Source organism: Virgibacillus siamensis, assembly GCF_900162695.1.
GTDB lineage: Bacteria > Bacillota > Bacilli > Bacillales > Amphibacillaceae > Lentibacillus > Lentibacillus siamensis_A.
In genome coordinates this window covers 3,182,856-3,202,744 of record NZ_FUIH01000007.1, presented here as the reverse complement: position 1 = coordinate 3,202,744, position 19,889 = coordinate 3,182,856, and the positions used below count along the sequence as shown (strand labels likewise).

19 protein-coding genes are annotated in these 19,889 nt (G+C 39.2%); 15 read left to right on the top strand and 4 right to left on the bottom strand.

Annotated features, from left to right (window positions below):
* Positions 1 to 15 precede the first annotated feature (15 nt).
* The 4 genes from recF to dnaA form a co-directional block, all read right to left on the bottom strand.
* On the bottom strand, positions 16 to 1,128 hold the full coding sequence (recF, locus tag B1K71_RS19140; RefSeq protein WP_077329839.1) for a DNA replication/repair protein RecF: 1,113 nt from the start codon (positions 1,126 to 1,128) through the stop codon (positions 16 to 18).
* 15 nt (positions 1,129 to 1,143) lie between these two features.
* Positions 1,144 to 1,362, bottom strand: coding sequence for a S4 domain-containing protein YaaA (gene yaaA, locus B1K71_RS19135; protein WP_077329837.1), 219 nt, complete (start codon positions 1,360 to 1,362; stop codon positions 1,144 to 1,146).
* Positions 1,363 to 1,901: 539 nt separating this feature from the next.
* The gene (gene dnaN, locus B1K71_RS19130; protein WP_077329835.1) at positions 1,902 to 3,038 is read right to left on the bottom strand and encodes a DNA polymerase III subunit beta; all 1,137 of its coding nucleotides are present in this window, start codon (positions 3,036 to 3,038) and stop codon (positions 1,902 to 1,904) included.
* 184 nt (positions 3,039 to 3,222) lie between these two features.
* A complete protein-coding gene (gene dnaA, locus B1K71_RS19125) occupies positions 3,223 to 4,575 on the bottom strand; it encodes a chromosomal replication initiator protein DnaA (protein WP_077330396.1) in 1,353 nt (450 codons plus the stop codon).
* Between the two features lie 573 nt (positions 4,576 to 5,148).
* On the opposite strand from dnaA, the gene rpmH reads away from it, so the two are divergent.
* The 15 genes from rpmH to B1K71_RS19045 all read left to right on the top strand — a co-directional run bounded on the left by rpmH (position 5,149) and on the right by B1K71_RS19045 (position 19,873).
* A complete protein-coding gene (gene rpmH / locus B1K71_RS19120) occupies positions 5,149 to 5,283 on the top strand; it encodes a 50S ribosomal protein L34 (RefSeq protein WP_010094630.1) in 135 nt (44 codons plus the stop codon).
* A gap of 118 nt (positions 5,284 to 5,401) precedes the next feature.
* Positions 5,402 to 5,746: a ribonuclease P protein component gene (gene rnpA, locus B1K71_RS19115; protein WP_077330394.1), complete on the top strand. Its 345-nt coding sequence runs from the start codon at positions 5,402 to 5,404 to the stop codon at positions 5,744 to 5,746.
* 118 nt (positions 5,747 to 5,864) lie between these two features.
* Positions 5,865 to 6,632: a YidC family membrane integrase SpoIIIJ gene (spoIIIJ, locus tag B1K71_RS19110; RefSeq protein ID WP_077329833.1), complete on the top strand. Its 768-nt coding sequence runs from the start codon at positions 5,865 to 5,867 to the stop codon at positions 6,630 to 6,632.
* Positions 6,632 to 7,246: an RNA-binding cell elongation regulator Jag/EloR gene (gene jag, locus B1K71_RS19105; RefSeq protein ID WP_077329831.1), complete on the top strand. Its 615-nt coding sequence runs from the start codon at positions 6,632 to 6,634 to the stop codon at positions 7,244 to 7,246. Before spoIIIJ ends, jag begins: the two co-directional genes overlap by 1 nt.
* Before the next feature lie 260 nt (positions 7,247 to 7,506).
* A complete protein-coding gene (gene mnmE / locus B1K71_RS19100; protein WP_077329829.1) occupies positions 7,507 to 8,883 on the top strand; it encodes a tRNA uridine-5-carboxymethylaminomethyl(34) synthesis GTPase MnmE in 1,377 nt (458 codons plus the stop codon).
* 65 nt (positions 8,884 to 8,948) lie between these two features.
* Positions 8,949 to 10,835: a tRNA uridine-5-carboxymethylaminomethyl(34) synthesis enzyme MnmG gene (gene mnmG / locus B1K71_RS19095; protein WP_077329827.1), complete on the top strand. Its 1,887-nt coding sequence runs from the start codon at positions 8,949 to 8,951 to the stop codon at positions 10,833 to 10,835.
* Positions 10,836 to 10,854: 19 nt separating this feature from the next.
* Positions 10,855 to 11,571, top strand: coding sequence for a 16S rRNA (guanine(527)-N(7))-methyltransferase RsmG (gene rsmG, locus B1K71_RS19090; protein WP_077329825.1), 717 nt, complete (start codon positions 10,855 to 10,857; stop codon positions 11,569 to 11,571).
* A gap of 164 nt (positions 11,572 to 11,735) precedes the next feature.
* The gene (gene noc / locus B1K71_RS19085; RefSeq protein WP_077329823.1) at positions 11,736 to 12,596 is read left to right on the top strand and encodes a nucleoid occlusion protein; all 861 of its coding nucleotides are present in this window, start codon (positions 11,736 to 11,738) and stop codon (positions 12,594 to 12,596) included.
* A gap of 179 nt (positions 12,597 to 12,775) precedes the next feature.
* Positions 12,776 to 13,549 carry a ParA family protein gene (locus B1K71_RS19080; protein WP_077329821.1) on the top strand — a complete coding sequence of 258 codons (774 nt, stop codon included), beginning with the start codon at positions 12,776 to 12,778 and terminating at the stop codon, positions 13,547 to 13,549.
* Complete coding sequence (locus tag B1K71_RS19075) at positions 13,530 to 14,375, top strand: ParB/RepB/Spo0J family partition protein (RefSeq protein ID WP_077329819.1); 846 nt, start codon at positions 13,530 to 13,532, stop codon at positions 14,373 to 14,375. Before B1K71_RS19080 ends, B1K71_RS19075 begins: the two co-directional genes overlap by 20 nt.
* Positions 14,376 to 14,772: 397 nt before the next feature.
* Positions 14,773 to 15,927: an aminotransferase class V-fold PLP-dependent enzyme gene (locus B1K71_RS19070; protein WP_077329817.1), complete on the top strand. Its 1,155-nt coding sequence runs from the start codon at positions 14,773 to 14,775 to the stop codon at positions 15,925 to 15,927.
* 18 nt (positions 15,928 to 15,945) lie between these two features.
* On the top strand, positions 15,946 to 16,650 hold the full coding sequence (locus B1K71_RS19065) for a DUF554 domain-containing protein (RefSeq protein WP_077329815.1): 705 nt from the start codon (positions 15,946 to 15,948) through the stop codon (positions 16,648 to 16,650).
* Between the two features lie 379 nt (positions 16,651 to 17,029).
* Positions 17,030 to 17,290, top strand: a complete 261-nt coding sequence (locus B1K71_RS19055; RefSeq protein WP_077329811.1) for a hypothetical protein — start codon at positions 17,030 to 17,032, stop codon at positions 17,288 to 17,290.
* A gap of 348 nt (positions 17,291 to 17,638) precedes the next feature.
* Complete coding sequence (locus B1K71_RS19050; protein WP_077329810.1) at positions 17,639 to 18,535, top strand: glycine betaine ABC transporter substrate-binding protein; 897 nt, start codon at positions 17,639 to 17,641, stop codon at positions 18,533 to 18,535.
* Positions 18,536 to 18,796: 261 nt separating this feature from the next.
* On the top strand, positions 18,797 to 19,873 hold the full coding sequence (locus B1K71_RS19045) for a DUF1646 family protein (RefSeq protein WP_077329808.1): 1,077 nt from the start codon (positions 18,797 to 18,799) through the stop codon (positions 19,871 to 19,873).
* Positions 19,874 to 19,889: the final 16 nt, after the last annotated feature.

Sequence of the window (19,889 nt, the reverse complement as noted above, 5' to 3'; positions counted from 1 at the left end):
CGTATTCCTCCACGTCTATGTAAATACTTGCCCATTTTCCACCCGGAACAGTTCAGCATCTTTCAGTGTTTCATGATTAATTCCCTTGACACTTGTAGTAGATACAAACGTTTGTACTTTTCCCTGGATTGTATTCAGCAAATGGGATTGCCGAAAATCATCCAGTTCACTCAGCACATCATCCAAAAGCAAAACCGGGTATTCACCGACTTCATTGAAAATCAATTCTATTTCCGCAAGCTTTACAGACAGTGCTGCTGTCCGCTGTTGCCCCTGTGATCCATACGTTTGTACATTTTTTCCGTTAACATGAAAAATAAGGTCATCACGATGCGGACCAATCAGGGTTGTACCACGTTCAATCTCTTTTTCTTGTATTTCTTGAAACTGATTGCGATAGATACTCTCTATTGTTCCCTTTTCAGCGTCTTCCGATACGTCAATCGTAGGAGCATACGTTATTTCGAGATTTTCTAATTCCCGGCTGATTCCATGATGAATGGGAGCAGCCCATTTACGGAGCAATTCCAAAAATATAAATCTGCGCTCAAGCAGTGTTGCAGCATGTTCAACCAACTGCTCCGTCAGAACATCAAGCATTGTACGATCAGTCTGGTAATTACGCTGAAGTTGTTTTAAAAAATGATTGCGCTGCTTCAATATTTTTTGAAATTGACCAAGGTGATAAATATATTTAGGCTGAATTTGACCAAGTTCCATATCGATAAATCGTCTTCGAATTTGCGGTGGACCTTTTACCAAAGTCAAATCCTCCGGTGCGAACATAACTACATTCAGTGTGCCAATATAATCACTGAGGCGTTTTTGTTCAATTCGATTTAACTTTGCCTTTTTCCCTTTGCCTGAAAGGACAATTTCAAGCGGGAACGACTGACTGCGTTTTGTTATTCTGCCTTCTATTTTAGCATAATCTGCTTCCCATTGAATCAGCTCTTTCTCCCTTGTCGTCCGGTGTGATTTGGTAAAGGCAAGCAGGTAGATTGCTTCCATAAGGTTTGTTTTGCCTTGTGCATTTTCACCGATAATGACATTGATTTTATCGTCAAAGGTTAATTCGAGCTCCGTGTAATTGCGGTAGTTTTTTAATTTTAATTGTTCAATGTGCATGAAAAATCACCAAAATTAATCCTTGGAAACAATGAAAGATCCGGCATTTTCAATTTCAACAATATCTTCCGGATAAAGTTTTCTGCCGCGGCGATGTTCCAATTCACCGTTAACCAGCGCTCCCTGGTCTTGTAAAAATGCTTTAACCATTCCGCCGGATTCCAGAATATTGATCAATTTAATAAATTGTCCAAGTGTAATAAAGTCCGTATTTATTTTTACTTCTTCGTGCATGATCCATCACCAAATTTTTTGAAGAAATTTAATCTAACACTATTTAAGTACCTTCTATCTATTTTACTAAAGTTTTGGACTTATGGGAAGGAAATACTGTTTAAGCGATTAGAAAAGCTCTTATCGCATTGATAAGAGCTCTTTATATTATTTGCTGTTTCTAAAAGATTAATTAATTTATAAAAAAATCTATGCCACCGCTCCGGAAAAACACTTCGCTTTCCGCGGGCTCGCGATGAGCCTCCTCGTGAGAAAACCACTCACTGCGGGGTCTCATCGTCTTCGCTTTCCCGCAGGAGTCTTCGTGTTTTTCCTACGCTGGGTATTGTGCACTATAGCTTAATATCAAAATAGATATTGGCCTTCATAACAAATCTTGAAACCACTAAACTAGCCGGTGGAATATGCGAGACTCCTGCGGGAAGAACAAGCTAGGCGAGACCCCGCAGGCGAGGGACGAGCTGAGGAGGCTCGGCACTTGCCCGCGGAAAGCGAGTATATTCCACCGGCGTTGGCCGGAGAACCACTAAAAAGAAATTTTAATACGTCCGGACAGGCAGTATTAATTGCAGTACTGAATCGTCATTTTCCGGTTTTATGATGAATGGGCGCATGGCACCGGTGAATTCAATTTTTACATCATCATATTCAATTGCCTTTAATGCATCCAGCATGTATTTGGAACTGAATGATATTTTTAATTCTTCTCCCTCAACCGATTGAACAGAAATTTCTTCCGCAACCTGTCCTACTTCTGGAGAATTACTGGTAATTTCCAAAAGCGAAGTACCTTTTGTTGCCAGCCGGACCACGTTATTTCGATCTTCCTTAGCAAGCAGTGAAGCACGGTCAATTGTATGAATCAGTTCCTTCGTTTTCACATGAATTGTCGTTTTGCTTTGATCCGGAATAAGTCTTGACGTTTCCGGATAATTGCCATCAAGCAATCTTGACAGGAAATTTAAATGTTTCGTCTGAAAAAGAATTTGATTGTTTGTAACACTTATTTCTATTTTTTCTTCTGTATCATCCAAGATTTTATATAACTCATTTAAGCTTTTTCCCGGTACAACAACACTTGAAAGATCACCATTTGATTCCTGTATCGGTAATTCGCGTGCAGCAAGCCGGTGACTGTCTGTTGCTGTAAAACTTAACGTACTGTTTTCCAGTTTTATATGAACACCTGTAAGAATCGGCCGTGTTTCCATTGTAGAAACGGCGAATACCGTTTGTTTAATTAAACTTTTTAAAAGATCTGTCTGTAATTCAAAACTATTTTCACTTTGCAGATTCGGCAGCTGTGGATATTCTTCAGCATCTTGTCCATTCAAATTAAATTCAGCTTTCCCGGAACGAATTGTTACATTCAGATTTGAATCTGTTTCGATTTCAACTGTTTTTTCAGGCAATTTGCGGACAATATCAGGAAAGTAACGTGCTTGAATAACAATACTTCCTGGTTCAATTTGTTCCGCATTGACAATTCCATCTTCCTCAGCAGGGATAAATGATTCGATAGAGATGTCTGAATCACTGCCAGTTAATTTAATGCCATTAGCGGTCGCTTCAATTTTCATTCCCGTTAATATTGGAATTGCGGTTCTGGATGAGATAGCTTTCATGACATCTTGAACACTGGAAATTAATTGATCACGCTGAATAATAAATTTCATTGAATTTATTCTCCTTTTTTCGCACATATAGTTATCTTTTATTTATAAAATATAGTAATAATAGTAATAAGGACTGTGATTATGTGGATAACTCCATAAATGCATTTAAACAAAAGTTATTCACATGTGGATAGACTGTTTATAAGTTTGGTCCTTTTATTCACATTAATCACAAGAGGATAAATCAGAACGACTTTAATTGTTCCTTAATTTCTTCAATATCTTTGTGCAGAAGCGTATCATTTTCCATCATTTTCGTGATTTTTTCATGCGCATGAATGACGGTTGTGTGATCACGTCCTCCAAATTCTTCTCCTATTTTTGGCAGTGAGAAATCGGTCATTTCCCTTGATAAATACATAGCAATCTGCCGCGGAAAAGCGATTGTTTTCGTTCGTTTTTTGGCGAGCATATCTTCCAGTTTTACATTGTATTTCTCTCCAACTGTTTCCTGAATCCGGTTGATTGTAATGGTACGAGGCTTATTGCTTGGTATGATATCTTTCAGTGCATCCGCAGCAAGTTGTGCATCAATATCCTGATTAACCAGTGATGAATAAGCAACAATCCGTATCAGTGCACCTTCAAGTTCCCGGATGTTGGTATCAATTTGATTGGCAATATAAAGCATTACTTCATTTGGAATATCCAGTCCTTCCGCTTTTGCTTTTTTTCGCAAAATGGCTGTCCTTGTTTCCAGATCCGGTGGTGTAATGTCTGTTATAAGACCCCATTCGAATCGTGAACGTAACCGGTCTTCCAAGGTTGGTATTTCTTTTGGCGGACGATCACTGGAAATAATAATCTGTTTATTTTCTTCATGTAATGTATTGAACGTATGGAAAAATTCTTCCTGTGTTTGTTCTTTCCCAGCGAGAAATTGAATATCATCAATTAGAAGAATATCGACATTCCGGTACTTATTTCGAAAATTGGCAGCTTTATTATCCATGATGGAGTTAATAAATTCATTTGTGAACTTTTCGGATGATAAATAGACCACGTTTGCCTCTGGATTGTGGTCTCGAATGTAGTGTCCGATTGCATGCATCAGGTGTGTTTTACCGAGTCCTACACCCCCATAGATAAACAGCGGGTTATATGCTTTAGCCGGTGCTTCGGCAACTGCAAGTGAAGCTGCATGTGCAAATCGGTTACCTGATCCAATAACAAATGTATCGAATGTGTACTTGGAATTCAGCATCGTTTTGGAGGCGTTTGAACCGTCATTGCCATTCAATGTATGAATCTTTTTAGGCGGTGCTTTTATATCTTCCGACTGTTCCTGGGTTTCCGGAATAATGAATTGGGTGGACAGGTTGGATCCGGTAATTTCTGTCAATATTTCGTTAATCAGCTGTGTGTATCTTCCTTCCAGCCAATCACGTGCAAACTCATTGGGAGCTGAAACAATCAGTGTATCTCCTTGTAACGATTCGGCTTTTGTATTTTTGAGCCATGTATCGAAGCTTGGTTTGCTGATTTTTTCTTCTATTTTTTCCAAGGCCGCTGTCCAAAGCTCATTGATGTTTTCCAACATAATTCACCCCTTTCATTTGGTATAAGTGATAGAAAAAACCTCTCTCAATCCTTCATTGATAGTTTGAAAGATGGAAAGGTATTACGATGTAATTTACATGATTGTTATTTTTTTGGATGTGGATAAAAAACGCAGGCATGTAAAGAAATTGTTGTAGTTATATACGAAATCCACAGTTTTGTTGATAAGTGTTTAAACAGATGTGTGAACAACTGTCCACAGACTATCCACAATTTGTGGATAAAATGTTCGGACGAGATCTTTTTCCACATGTTAAAACACAATAATAATACCAAATAAAATCAATTGTTGCAATGCATTTTCGACAGTTATCCACAATTTCCACCAGTTGTAGACAAAAGCTATCAACAACACTATATTTTGTGATTATATTGTCGATAATTGTTGTGGATAGAAATTTAGGCGAAAAAATGAAACAACAATGGACTGTGGATAAAAAAATTCGTGATAAAGTTGACAGATGCTACATTTTTTCCGTATAATTACCTAGACTGTCTAAAAGGAACATTTTTAGTATAGATTTTAATTCCTTAGGGAGGTGCAAGATAAATGAAAAGAACATTTCAACCAAATAATCGTAAACGTAAAAAGGTACACGGCTTTCGTGCACGTATGAGCACAAAAAACGGACGTAAAGTTTTGGCTCGTCGTCGTCGCAAAGGAAGAAAAGTATTGTCTGCATAGGCCACTGAAAAGATCTCAGTGGTCTTTTTTCTAGGCAGATGTTGTACTTTTGCTAGAAGTGAAGTGTATGTCATCTGCTTATATTGAATGTGAAATCAGCAATTTTAAGGTGATAGTGATGAAGAAGATTTTCCGTATAAAGGATAATAAACAATTTCAATACGTATTTAAGCATGGAAAGTCTTTTGCGAATCGCCAGCTGGTCATCTATTATATGAAGAAGGTGGACCAGAGCCATTTTCGGGTTGGGCTTTCAGTAGGGAAAAAAATCGGCAATGCAGTAACACGAAACCGGATAAAACGCTATTTGCGTCAAAGCCTGCATGAACTGGAAAGTCGCATGAAACCGGAGTATGATATTGTTGTAATAGCCCGGCAGCCTACTAAGCAGATGAACTTCCATGAAGTGAAGAAAAGTCTGATTCATGTACTGTCAAAAGAACGATTATTGATGAAGAAATAATTTTATATAGAATCTTGCATTGATTTAATGATAAACTACAATTAAAGTGAGTACATATAGATTAAATGCTTATACAGTCGGACATGTTTTTTGGTTTGATCAGTAAGGAGGAAATAAATTGCGTAAAAAGGTTTTATTGCTTGTAATCCTGACAGGGTTGCTTGCGGTTTTATCCGGTTGTACAAATTATAACGCCCCAATTAGCGATAAAACAGAGGGAATTTGGGCTGAATGGTTTGTATGGCCAATGGCACAGTTCATTTCATATTTCGCTGAATTGTTTAATGGAAATTATGGACTGGCGATTATTATTGTAACGATCATTATTCGTTTGGTGCTTTTGCCGCTAAACGTAAAACAGCTGAAAAGCTCCAAGGCGATGCAGGACATCCAGCCTGAGTTAAAAGAAATTCAAAAGAAATACAGTTCAAAAGATGCTAATACACAGCAAAAATTGCAGCAGGAGACGATGGCATTGTTTCAGAAGCATGGGGTTAACCCGCTTGCAGGATGTCTGCCAATTTTTGTACAAATGCCGATTTTAATTGCAATTTATCATGCGATTATGCGGTATGAACCAATTCAGGAACACAGCTTTTTATGGTTTGAATTAGGACAACCAGATCCGTTTTATATTTTACCGCTGATTGCAGGTGGGGCAACGTTCCTGCAACAGAAACTGATGATGGCGGGAAGCCCGGCATCACAAAACCCGCAAATGATGATTATGATGTATGTTATGCCAATCATGATTACGGTTTTTGCATTTTTCTTCCCGGCTGCACTTGCACTGTATTGGGTTGTCGGTAACGTATTCATGGTGGCGCAGACTATTTTTATTCGCAAGCCAATGATGAAAGATGCTAAAACTGGAGGCGACAAATAGTGAGGGAAATAACTGCCAGCGGACAAACTGTTGAAGAAGCGGTCCAATCAGCATTAGAGCAGTTAGACACAACCAGGGACCATGTGGAAGTTGAAGTGATTGATGAAGGTAAAAAAGGTTTATTGGGCGTATTCGGATCCAAACGTGCAATCGTAAAAGTAATAATGGTCAAAAATCAGATTGAACGTACGGAAACTTATTTAAAGGAAGTAACTGATAAATTGAATGTTGAAACAATAGTAACAACTGCTGTGGAAGGCAATCATGTCACATTTGATTTGTCCGGTGAAAAAATCGCTCTATTGATCGGTAAGCGCGGACAAACATTAAATGCGCTTCAATACCTGGTTCATCTCGTTTTAAACAAAGACGGCAAACAGTATTATACCGTAACGGTTGATGCTGAAGGGTATAGACAAAGGCGGAAAGATACCTTGGAATCATTGGCCGTCAAGATGTCCGAGAAGGCTGTTCGTTTAAATAAAAAAGTGGCACTTGAACCAATGCCTGCATTTGAACGTAAAATAATTCATAGTGCCTTGCAGGGAAAAGGTAAGGTATCCACGTATTCCGATGGTGTGGAACCACATCGGCATATTGTGATTAAGCCATAAAAGAACTCAATCATACTCCTGGAAATGTCCGGGGGTATTTTTTTGTCTTTAAAACCCGAAATGACAAATCGCAAAAATTGCCGAACCACATACTTGAAGAAAATTCGACAAAATTCAGGAGATGCCAAGTGCCTCAAATTGTCCACATGTGGATAAGTTTATTTTTGTTGGATTTTGTGATATTCTATTTAGTTAGTGACATTAAAATAAATGGGTGTTTTTATAGATATGAACATGTGGATAGAAATGGGGTGAGATGAGTGGAAACAGATACAATTACAGCGATTTCGACACCAATTGGTGAAGGGGCAATTGCAATTGTGCGGTTAAGCGGACCGGAGGCGATTTCTGTTGCAGCTTCAGTGTTTGAAGGAAAAAATCTAGTCGAAGTTGAATCACATACGATGCATTATGGAAAAATAATGGATCCGGAAACGAATGAAGTTGCTGAGGAAGTAATGGTTTCAGTTATGCGTGCGCCAAAAACATTCACACGTGAAGACATTGTCGAAATCAATTGTCATGGCGGCTTAGTATCAGTGAACAGGGTGCTGGAGATAATGCTTGGTAAAGGGGTACGAATCGCTGAACCGGGAGAATTTACAAAGCGTGCCTTTCTGCATGGCAGGATTGATTTGTCACAGGCCGAAGCGGTCATGGATCTGATTCGCGCCAAAACCGACAAGGCGATGTCAGTGGCACTGAAACAAATGGATGGACGATTGTCATCGCTGATCCAGCGTTATCGACAAGATTTGCTGGAGACGGTCGCACATGTGGAAGTGAATATTGATTATCCGGAATATGATGATGTTGAGGAAATGTCGAATGAAATGATGCAGAAAAAGACGAAGGAAGTGCATCGTGAGATTGAGGAGCTGCTCCAGGTTGCTAAGCAGGGAAAAATTTTACGTGAAGGTTTGGCAACCGCAATTATCGGCAGACCGAATGTCGGAAAATCATCCCTGATGAATTCACTTGTTCAGGAAAATAAAGCAATTGTGACTGAGGTGCCCGGAACAACACGGGATATTATCGAAGAATATGTAAATGTCCGGGGAGTTCCGCTGAGGCTTGTCGATACAGCAGGAATTCGTGAGACAGAGGATATCGTGGAGAAAATTGGTGTCGAACGATCCCGGCAAGTCCTGAAAGAATCCGATCTGATTTTATTTGTCTTAAATAACAATGAAGAATTGTCGGTAGAAGATGAAAAATTGTTTGAAGCAATACAGGGTCTTGATTATATTGTGATTGTAAATAAAATGGATCTTGAGCCCAAACTCGATTTGCAGCAGGTTGAAAAACTTGCAGAGGGTAACCCGATCATCACAACTTCATTAATTAAGGAAGAGGGGATTGATGAATTGGAGTCCGCAATTGCCCAAACTTTTTTTGCAGGTGAAATTGATACAGGCGATTTAACATATGTATCCAATATCAGACATATTCAATTACTGAAACAGGCGAAGCAGGCGCTTGAGGATGCCATGGCAAGCCTGGAAATGAATATGCCGCTTGATATAGTACAGATAGATGTAACGAGAACGTGGGAATTCTTGGGTGAGATCATTGGTGATACAGCAAGTGACAGTTTGATTGATCAATTATTTTCACAGTTTTGCCTAGGGAAATAAGAAATGTGCCGGAGTCGGGCATTGCTTAAAATAGATCTTCTTTTAATTTAGAAAGGGTGAAAAAAATGGTATATGATGCAGGGCGTTATGACGTTATTGTAATTGGTGCCGGACATGCGGGAGTTGAAGCCGGTGTAGCCGCAGCTCGTATGGGTGCCAAAACGTTAATGCTGACATTGAACCTGGATATGGTTGCGTTCATGCCGTGTAATCCGTCATTGGGTGGACCGGCTAAAGGAATCGTTGTCCGTGAAATCGATGCACTTGGCGGTGTAATGGCCAAAGTAATTGATAAAACGCATATCCAGATGCGCATGCTGAACACAGGAAAAGGACCGGCAGTGCAAGCTTTGCGGGCACAAGCTGATAAGCCTTTATATATAAAAGAAATGAAACATGTACTGGAAAATGAAGAAAATTTAACACTAAGGCAAGGTATGGTTAATGAACTCATTATGGAAGACGGTGTATGTAAAGGTGTAATTACGGAAACAAAAGCAGCATATCATGCCGAAACTGTTATTGTAACAACAGGTACTTTTATGCGCGGAAAAGTGTTGATGGGGGACTTGGAATATGAAAGTGGTCCAAACAATCAGCGTGCATCCATTAAGCTTTCAGAGTATCTTGAGGAACTTGGAATTGAACTGACCCGTTTTAAAACAGGTACACCACCAAGAGTGAACAGTCATACGATTGATTATTCCAAGACTGAAATACAGCCGGGCGATGAAAAACTGCGGGCATTTTCATATGAGACGACAGAGTATATAACAGATCAGATTCCATGCTGGCTCACTTATACAAATGAGTTTACACACCAAATCATTAACGATAATTTATCATTGTCTGCGATGTATTCCGGTATGAAACGGGGAACTGGTCCGAGATATTGTCCATCAATTGAGGATAAAATTGTCCGGTTTAATGACAAGCCGCGTCATCAGATTTTCCTTGAGCCGGAGGGAAGAGATACTGAAGAGGTTTATGTACAGGGGCTATCCACATCATTGCCGGAATATATTCAGCATGACATGGTGAAATCCGTACCAGGGCTGGAAAATGCGGAGATCATGCGTGCCGGATATGCAATTGAATATGATGCAATTGTTCCGACCCAGCTGTGGCCGACATTGGAATTGAAAAATATTCCCGGATTATATACAGCCGGTCAAATAAATGGCACATCGGGTTATGAGGAAGCAGCTGCACAAGGAATCATGGCTGGTATTAATGCAGCATCCAAAGTGCTTGGGAAGGAACCTTTGATTTTAGATCGTTCACAGGCATATATTGGCGTATTGATTGATGATCTTGTGACAAAAGGGACAAATGAACCATATCGTTTATTGACCTCCCGTGCCGAATATCGTCTTTTGCTCCGTCATGACAATGCCGATTTGCGAATGACCGAAATCGGGTACAAACTTGGTTTGATTAAAGAGGAACGTTACAACAAATATATCGAAAAAAATCGGTTAGTGGAAGAAGAGAAAAATCGCCTGTTCAAAATAATTTTGAAACCGGAAGAACCGGTCCAGCAAATGATGAAGGATGCGAAGGGCACGCCATTAAAAGAGGCAGTGCGTGCTTATGATCTTCTGAAACGTCCGGAAATCACATATGACATGCTTGAAACTGTTATTGAGCCGAATCCGGAACTGCCTGAAGTTGTTCGTGAGCAGGTGGAAATTCAAATTAAGTATGAAGGATATATTAAAAAAGCGAATGAGCAAGTTGAACGCATGCTTAAAATGGAAGACAAGAAAATACCGGAAAAGATCGATTATGATGCGATTAGCGGTATCGCAACAGAAGCAAGAGAAAAACTTAAAAAAGTACGTCCGCTCTCTGTTGGCCAGGCATCACGAATTTCCGGCGTTAACCCGTCAGATATCTCCATTTTGTTGATTTATATTGAACAAGGTAATGTTGCACGGGTTGCTAATTAATGAGTGAGGAGTTCCGTTTATGAATCCAGATCAATTTATGGAGGCATTGCGCCAGCATCGCATACAATTAAACGATGATCAGCTGCAGCAATTTAGCCGTTATTTTGAAACATTGTCCGAATGGAACGAAAAAATTAATCTGACTGCATTAAAAAGCAGGGAAGATGTTTATTTAAAGCATTTCTTTGACTCAATTTCTGCTGCATTTTATTATGATTTTACGAAGGATGCACATATTTGTGATGTGGGTGCCGGGGCCGGGTTCCCGAGCATCCCGCTCAAAATATGTTTCCCCCGGTTACGGGTAACCATCGTTGACTCATTGAAAAAACGAATTAATTTCCTGAATCAACTTGCAGCGGATCTTGAGCTTGAAAATGTTGCATTTTATCATGACAGGGCAGAAACATTTGGAAAAAACAATAAATTCCGTGAATCTTATGATATTGTAACAGCCCGTGCTGTTGCACGAATGTCCGTTTTGAGTGAATTATGTTTGCCACTAACAAAGAAAAATGGTGTATTTATTGCAATGAAAGGCGCTCAGGCTGAAGAAGAATTAAATGATGCAGCCTCAGCGATTGAAATTCTTGGCGGAAAATTGGAATCTATCAATACGTTTACACTACCGGTTGAAGACAGTGAACGTTCAGTAATCGTAATCGGTAAAAAACGGAAGACACCGAATAAATATCCGCGCAAACCCGGACTGCCGAATAAAGATCCTATATCATAACAAGCTCATTGTTGTCATGATATAATTTCGCATATACATACTCTTTCAACTGTACATATGATAAAATAGAGTTAGAATTTAATCAGAGATGAGTAATGTTTCACGTGGAACATTTTTAAAAATAGGGATCGTTACAACGTACGAGTCAAAGGTGGTGCTTGAATATGGCAAGTCCTTTTAACCGGCTATTCGGCAAAGGGGATAAATCCAATTCCATATCGAATGAAGAAACATATAATCCGAACGAAGTGGAACAGCTTCTTGTTGAAAAAATTGAACCGAACAGATTTCAACCGCGTTCAATTTTTAATGAAGAAAAGATAAATGAACTTGCTCAAACGATACATACACATGGAATGATTCAACCAATTATTGTCCGTAAATTGGATGATAAGGATGGTTATGAAATCATTGCAGGTGAACGCAGATGGCGAGCTGTTCAAACATTGGAATGGGAACGAATCCCTGCAATCACCCGTGAAATGTCGGATGCCGAAACCGCTTCTGTGGCACTGATTGAGAACTTGCAGCGCGAAGAACTGACGGTTATTGAGGAAGCACAGGCATATGAAAGTTTACTGGAATTTCAGGAGTTGACACAGGAGGCATTGGCACAGCGGTTGGGGAAAAATCAGTCGACGATTGCGAATAAACTGCGATTGTTGAAACTGCCTGCCGATGTACAGCAGGCCGTATTGGACAAAGAAATTACGGAAAGGCATGCACGGGCATTGATTAAAGTCAGTGATCCGGAAAAACAGCTTGATGTTTTAAAGGCTATAAGGGAAAAACAGTTGAATGTGAAGCAAACAGAGGAATATATTGCAAAACTGGACAAGCCAAACGAAAAAACAGCCAAAAAGAAGCCGAAATTAAAAGGTGTCAATAAAGATATCCGCATAGCAATGAATACGATTCATCAATCATTGAATATGGTTTCCAAAACGGGAATTGATGTGGAAACAGATGAGCAGGATGAAGATGACTTCTATCAGATTACGATAAAAATACCGAAAAAGAAATAATAGTTTCCATTATATAAGATTCATAGGCCTATATAATACCATTCATCTTTGCCGGAAAGATGGGTGGTTTTTCATTCCCCTGAATAAGATTACTTTTTCCTAACAATAGCCAAAAATTTGAGGTATTTTGACAAAAAAAGTGGTAAAATAATACGTATAGAGTTTAGGTGGGTGACAGCATGGGAAAAATTATTGCCATTGCAAATCAAAAGGGTGGCGTAGGAAAAACAACATCATCGGTAAATCTTAGCGCAGGACTTGCACATTTCAATAATAAAGTATTGATTGTTGACATTGACCCACAAGGTAACGCGACAAGTGGAGTCGGCATTAACAAAGCCGATATGGATCAATGTATTTATAATGTGCTCGTTGAAGATCTGCCGGCAGAAAACGTTTGCGTACCTACTAATATGGAAAATCTTGATATTATCCCTGCAACAATCCAACTGGCAGGGGCCGAAATTGAACTTGTTCCGACAATTTCAAGGGAAATTAGATTAAAAAAAGCACTGGATGATTTGAAAGATAACTATGATTATATCATTATAGACTGTCCACCATCCCTTGGATTGCTGACAATCAATGCGCTGACTTCATCTGATACAGTTATGATACCAGTGCAATGCGAGTATTACGCATTAGAGGGATTAAGTCAATTGTTGAATACGATCAGACTTGTTCAAAAACATTTGAATAAACAATTGATGATTGAAGGTGTTTTACTGACAATGCTGGATGCCCGAACAAACCTCGGTGTTCAAGTAACAGAGGAGGTTAAAAAGTACTTCCAGGATAAAGTCTATAAGTCTATCATCCCGAGAAATGTCCGATTGGGGGAAGCACCTAGTCATGGTCAGCCTATTATTAAATATGATCCAAAATCCAAAGGTGCTGAGGTATATCTCGAATTAGCGAAGGAAGTGATGAGCAGTGGCGAAAGGGTTAGGTAAAGGTTTAGATGCTTTTTTTCCTCCTGAAATAGAGGAGAAGAAGGATGATTTAATTGAGGAAATACCTGTCAACGATTGCCGTCCCAATCCTTATCAGCCTAGAAAGACATTCCACGCGGATGCAATCGAGGAACTGAAAGAATCCATTTTGGAATATGGGATCATTCAACCTTTAATCGTACGAAAAAGTATTAAAGGCTATGAAATCGTTGTTGGAGAACGTCGCTTCCGGGCAGCAAAGGAAGCGGGGCTTGATGTAATTCCTGCGGTTGTAAAAGAACTTACTGACGAGAAAATGATGGAAGTCGCGCTCTTGGAAAACCTGCAGCGGGAAGACTTAACACCTATAGAAGAAGCTTATGCATATTCCAATTTGATGAATGAATTGGATATAACCCAGGATGAATTGTCCAAACGGCTCGGTAAAAGCAGGTCCCATATTGCCAATATAATCCGTCTGTTATCATTGCCGGATCAGGCGATTGCCTATATTAATAATGGAGAACTTTCAATGGGGCATGGTCGTGCATTGCTGGGAATCAAAGATACGGATAAAATTATGCCGTTTGTTGATAAGATTCGTAAAGAAAAGCTTAATGTTCGCCAAGTGGAACAACTGATTGTACAGATGAATGAGAAAGGGAAAAAGCCAAAGAAAAAGAAAAAGGATGAAAAGGACATTTTCTTGCAAGAGCGCGAATCTATTCTTCGCGATCGTCTTGGCACTGCAGTTACAATCAATCGCGGAAAACGCAAAGGTAAAATTGAAATTGAATTTTATTCAAATGATGACTTGGAGCGGATCTTAACGACATTTGAACAATAATAACGTATATTAAATAAGACTGACTGGTGAAGTATGACATGCTGTCGGTCTTTTTTAATATAGTTTTTTTAGTCAACTCTAGTATTGATAATAACTTCGGACATACTGTGAAAAAACTTATTCTATCAAGTCATATCGGAAATACATGTTAGGTGTTGTATACCGTTTGTTGTTTTTAAATCTATTTTGCAATATTTAAATGAAAAATTCTTAATTAGCCGTTGGAATATGCGAGACTCCTACGGGAAGAACAAGCTAGGCGAGACACTTGCCCGTGGAAAGCGAGTATATTCCAACGGCGGGGTCAAAGAACCTCCCCAATTTAGTTTGGTGATAGAAAAAACTTTTTATAACAGCTCTAATAAATATAGGCAACAGGGGAGGAGGGACTGTAGAGATGATTTATTTTGATCAGGCTGCATCATCATTTCCCAAGCCAAAAGGAGTAGGGAAGGCGATGTTGCATGCGCTGAATGAAATCGGTGCAAATCCGGGCAGGGGAAGTCATCAATCGGCAAGGAATGCAGCATCCATTATTCAGGAAACACGTGAACGCGCCAGCCGTTTATTCGGTTGTACAGACCCAAAAAAAGCACTATTCTATTCCAATGCAACAACAGCATTGAATCAGGCAATCAAAGGTTTCCCATGGAGCAGGGGAGATCATATTATTGCCACTTCATTTGAACATAATTCCATCAGAAGGCCACTGGAATACATAAGAAAACAAAAAGGGATAACAATTACATATTTGCAATGGAATGGAGATACTGAGAAATTTATCATTGATTTGGAGGATGCTGTGACATCCAAGACGAAACTGATTGCCATGACACATGCATCAAATGTTACCGGTACTATCCTTCCAATTGAAAAGGTTTCAAAAGTTGCCCGCAGGAATTCCATTAAAACGCTGCTTGATGGTTCCCAAACTGCCGGTCATATTCCAATTAATATGGTTCGGCAGGATATAGATATGCTGGTTTTTCCAGGTCATAAAGGGCTACTTGGACCACAGGGGACCGGAATGCTGCTTGTCGAGGGAGATATCGAACTTGAACCAATCCATCACGGGGGGACAGGTGCCTATTCTGAATTGATTGGACAACCGGAACAATGGCCGGAAAAATATGAGAGCGGCACATTAAACACCCCGGGGATTGCCGGCTTAAATGCTGCACTGACACTGTTGGAAGGTAGGTCGATGGAAAATGTTCCACGTGAAACATTGTTGGCAAAACAGTTGTTGAAAGGTCTGAAATCCATTCCTGGAATAGTTTGTTACGGACCTCAGGAACATGAATCGAGAATGCCAATTGTTGCATTTAATATTAATGATATTCCATCTCAGGAAATTGCTATGGTTCTGGATACGCATTATAATATTGCAGTAAGAGCGGGGCTGCATTGCAGTCCGTTAGGGCATGAAACATTAAATACTACAGAACAAGGTGCTGTGAGGGCGAGTATTGGTATGTATAACACAGAAGAAGAAGTCAATTTTTTTATAAAAGCAATTCAAGAAATAGTATCAGCATACGAGGATTTATAAAAAGATGGAGATGTAGCAATGGTTTTACTAGGAACAATCATAAATGGCGTTTGTATTATAGCAGGGTGTTTGCTCGGCCTGTTTTTTACAAAAATACCTGAACGATACAAAGAAACAGTTATGCATGGGATCGGACTAGCTGTCATTCTAATCGGACTGCAAATGGCTTTTTCAACCGAGGCAATCATTGTTGTGCTGCTTAGTTTATTGACTGGTGCAATAATAGGGGAGTTTATTCATGTTGAAGAAGGACTTAACCGCCTTGGGGAATGGATTGGTTCATGGTTTTCCAATACAGAAGATGATTTTAGTGTTGCCCAGGGATTTGTAACAGCTTCTTTAATCTTTGTTATTGGAGCCTTGTCAGTCATTGGTGCACTTGACAGCGGATTACGGGGAGATCATGAAATCCTGATTACAAAAGGAATGATAGACGGGTTTACTGCACTTGTCTTAACAACAACCTTGGGTTTTGGTGTTATTTTTTCTGTTATTCCGGTCGTTCTTTATCAGGGGACCATTGCGCTCTTGGCCACGCAAATTGAACAATTTCTTCCGGAGTCCTTTTTAAATGGATTAATAACGGAACTTACTGCGGTAGGCGGGCTTTTAATTGTTGCTATCGGCATGAACCTGTTGAAAATTGTTCAGATTCGCGTTGGAAATCTGCTGCCATCATTGGTTACGGTTGGAATTGTCAATTATGTTTATTTGCTTTTTTAAAGGATTTTATAATAAATAAAGCCCAATTTCCCGGTATGTATTGGAAAAATTGGGCTTATTTAAGTTGGTTCATATTGTGGTTGAAAAGATACAATCAGTTCTTTTATAGATGACAATCCATGTCCGTTATCGAAGCATTAAAACAGTTTGAAAGCTATTCTTTCAAACTTCTGCTAAACGATTTAATGCTGCCAGGGTCATCAGTTGGGGATATTTTACAGAAAATACAGACTGTATCATCGATGTTGTTGATCATGCTTAAGGCTTGGATAAAAAGACTTTACAACATAATCATCGACATCTGATTTTAATAAATACACAGCTGTTACCTTATCTGTTCTGTAAAAATAGAGTTATGATGAAAGGAGGAAGGGTAATTTTGAATAAAGGTACGAAAGAATTATGTTTTTTTATGATCATGGGGGCCGTGGGTACAGTACTTATAGCTGCAGGAGCCTTTAGATATCAGCTTATAAAAGATATGAAATGGTTTGCAATTATCTTTTTTGGCTTTCTGTTAACCATAAGTTATATTGAATTCTTGGAAAAAAAGGCTGGAATAAGTAAAAAGATAACTTGGATAAGAGCCATTATTTCTCTACTGTTATTTTTTATTGTATCACTTATTTTATTTTTATGATTGGGATAAATTAAATCTAGCATACCTGGTTTTTTTATAGTTTTTTAGCGCAAATGAGTGGACATTCAACCGGCAACATCATGCCGAAAGACCGGAGATGTCATCAGTTTAGTGAAAGCGCCTAGGTACGCTGTCACCAAAATCAAATGCTATAGTAAATTAGTGCAATTCTAAGAAAATTACATATGATGTCGATAAAGAACCATAACTCAATTGCCAGTCTTTAATTTAATTGATTTTGAACGTTGAGCTGCAGCCTAATAATCTGTAAAATTAGACTTTGTCTCCTTTAAAGGTTAGCCATTTTAGATCATCAGAAGAATTACGTACACAAGGAGGATACATATCATGCTAAAAAAATGGTTGGGAATAACGTTAGCATTACTATTTTTAATAGGTTTAACAGCATGTGGAGAAGATGAAAAGGTAGATGAAAATGCCTTTGTCGGCGATAAGGTTGACTATGAAATCATTGGAATTGATCCAGGTGCTGGTATTATGGGGCAAACGAATGATGTATTATCTGAGTATGGTCTTAAGGAGAAATGGGAGCTTACGGAAAGTTCCGGTGCCGCCATGACGGCATCATTAGACAATGCGATTGATGATAAGGAGCCAATTATTGTGACTGGCTGGATTCCACATTGGATGTTCATCCAGTATGATCTTAAAATGCTGAAGGATCCAAAAAAAGTATATGGCGGTGAAGAAAAGATTAAGACGCTTATACGCAAGGGTTTAAAGGAAGATATGCCTAATGCGTATAAGTTTTTCGATCAATTTCATTGGGAGCCGGAAGACTTGCAAAAGGTGATGCTGAAAATTGAGGATGGCCAATCAGAACAGGATGCGGCAAAGGAATGGGTCGAGAATAATGAAGATTTGGTTAATACTTGGATTAAGGGGGTAAAGCCAGGGAACGGTGCCGAATTAAGAGTGCCATATGTTGCCTGGGCTGATGTAATTGCCAGTTCTAATGTCATAAAATATGTATTGGAAAATAAATTGGATTTTGAAGTTGAATTACTTCAAGTGGAACCAGGTCCTATGTTTGCCAGTATTGCGGATGGAAGTGCAGATGCAATGATAGGTGCATGGCTGCCATCAACACATGCTCCTTATTATAAAAAGTATAAAAATGATTTAGTAGACTTGGGAGTTAATCTGACCGGTACAAGGAATGGTTTAGTTGTGCCGGCATACATGGACATTGATTCCATTAAAGACTTAAAAGCAGAAAAATAACATCGGTAGAAAAAATATTGAAAAATTTATATATCATGTGTTAGAATAAAGAAAGTTATAAAATACTTTTAAGCATTTGGGAAATAGAAGTGTTCTTTTACTTTCAAATAGATGTTCGTTTTATGGAGGAGCCTGTCACCAAGGGGTACATATGTACCTTGGTGGCAGGTTTTTTTGTATGATTTTGTCGAAATGATTTGAAAGAAAAGATAATTGCTTCCGTTTTTCAAAATTAATTAGGTAAAGGGGAGAGCTGCGTTTATGATAATTGGATTGACTATCATATTACTGCTTGTACTATTTTTACCATTCACAAGAGTGGTTGAAAAGAACCTGGAAGTATTCTTATTTATAATGGGTATTGCGTCAGTATTGGTAAGCCAGGTGCTGGACTGGAATCTGACGAAAGAGGCGCTGATCCATCCGATTAATATTACACTGGCTGTACTTGTTGCAGGGCTGTTATTCCGCTGGTTCCAGGGTCCAATTGAAAAAGGAATTTTGGCCACCAGCAAGGCTATGCCGTATCGATTATTTATTGCGCTGTTTGTCATCATACTTGGGCTGCTTTCCAGTGTCATTACAGCGATTATCGCTGCAATTGTGCTTGTTGCGGTTATCAGCGTACTGCCAATGGATCGTAAATCAGAAATTCGGCTTGTTGTGCTGGCCTGTTTTGCGATTGGATTAGGTGCAGCACTGACTCCAATCGGTGAACCTTTATCAACCATTGTTGTCAGTAAACTAAATGAAGATTTCTTTTATTTGTTTAAGCTGATTGGCAAATCTGTCATACCTGGCGTGATTATATTCGGAATACTTGCCGCTTTCGTAATTAAGTCGAAAGAAGAATCGGAGGCTAATAAAGCTGGAAACGAGATAGCCGCGGGAAAAGCGGGTTCGGCAGGCGCGGCCGGTAATGTGACTGAAGAGGCGGAACCGGAAGTTGAATCGTATACAGAAATTATTGTCCGGAGTTTAAAAATATATTTATTTGTTATGGCACTGACATTTCTCGGGGCGGGATTTGAGCCGTTTATTGAAAAATACTTACTGGGCCTTAGTCCGGATCTGCTGTATTGGATCAATATGATTTCGGCTGTACTGGACAATGCTACATTGGCTGCTGCAGAGGTAAGTCCTGCAATGGATACACCAACCATTAAGGCAATTTTAATGGGCTTATTGATTAGTGGCGGTATGCTGATTCCGGGTAACATACCGAATATCATTGCTGCCGGCAAGCTGAAAATTACCAGTCTCGAATATGCGAAGTTTGCTTTCCCAATTGGGTTAATAGCTATGCTGGTATATTTCATGGTCATTTTGTTCACGTGAATATAAGGAAACCGGG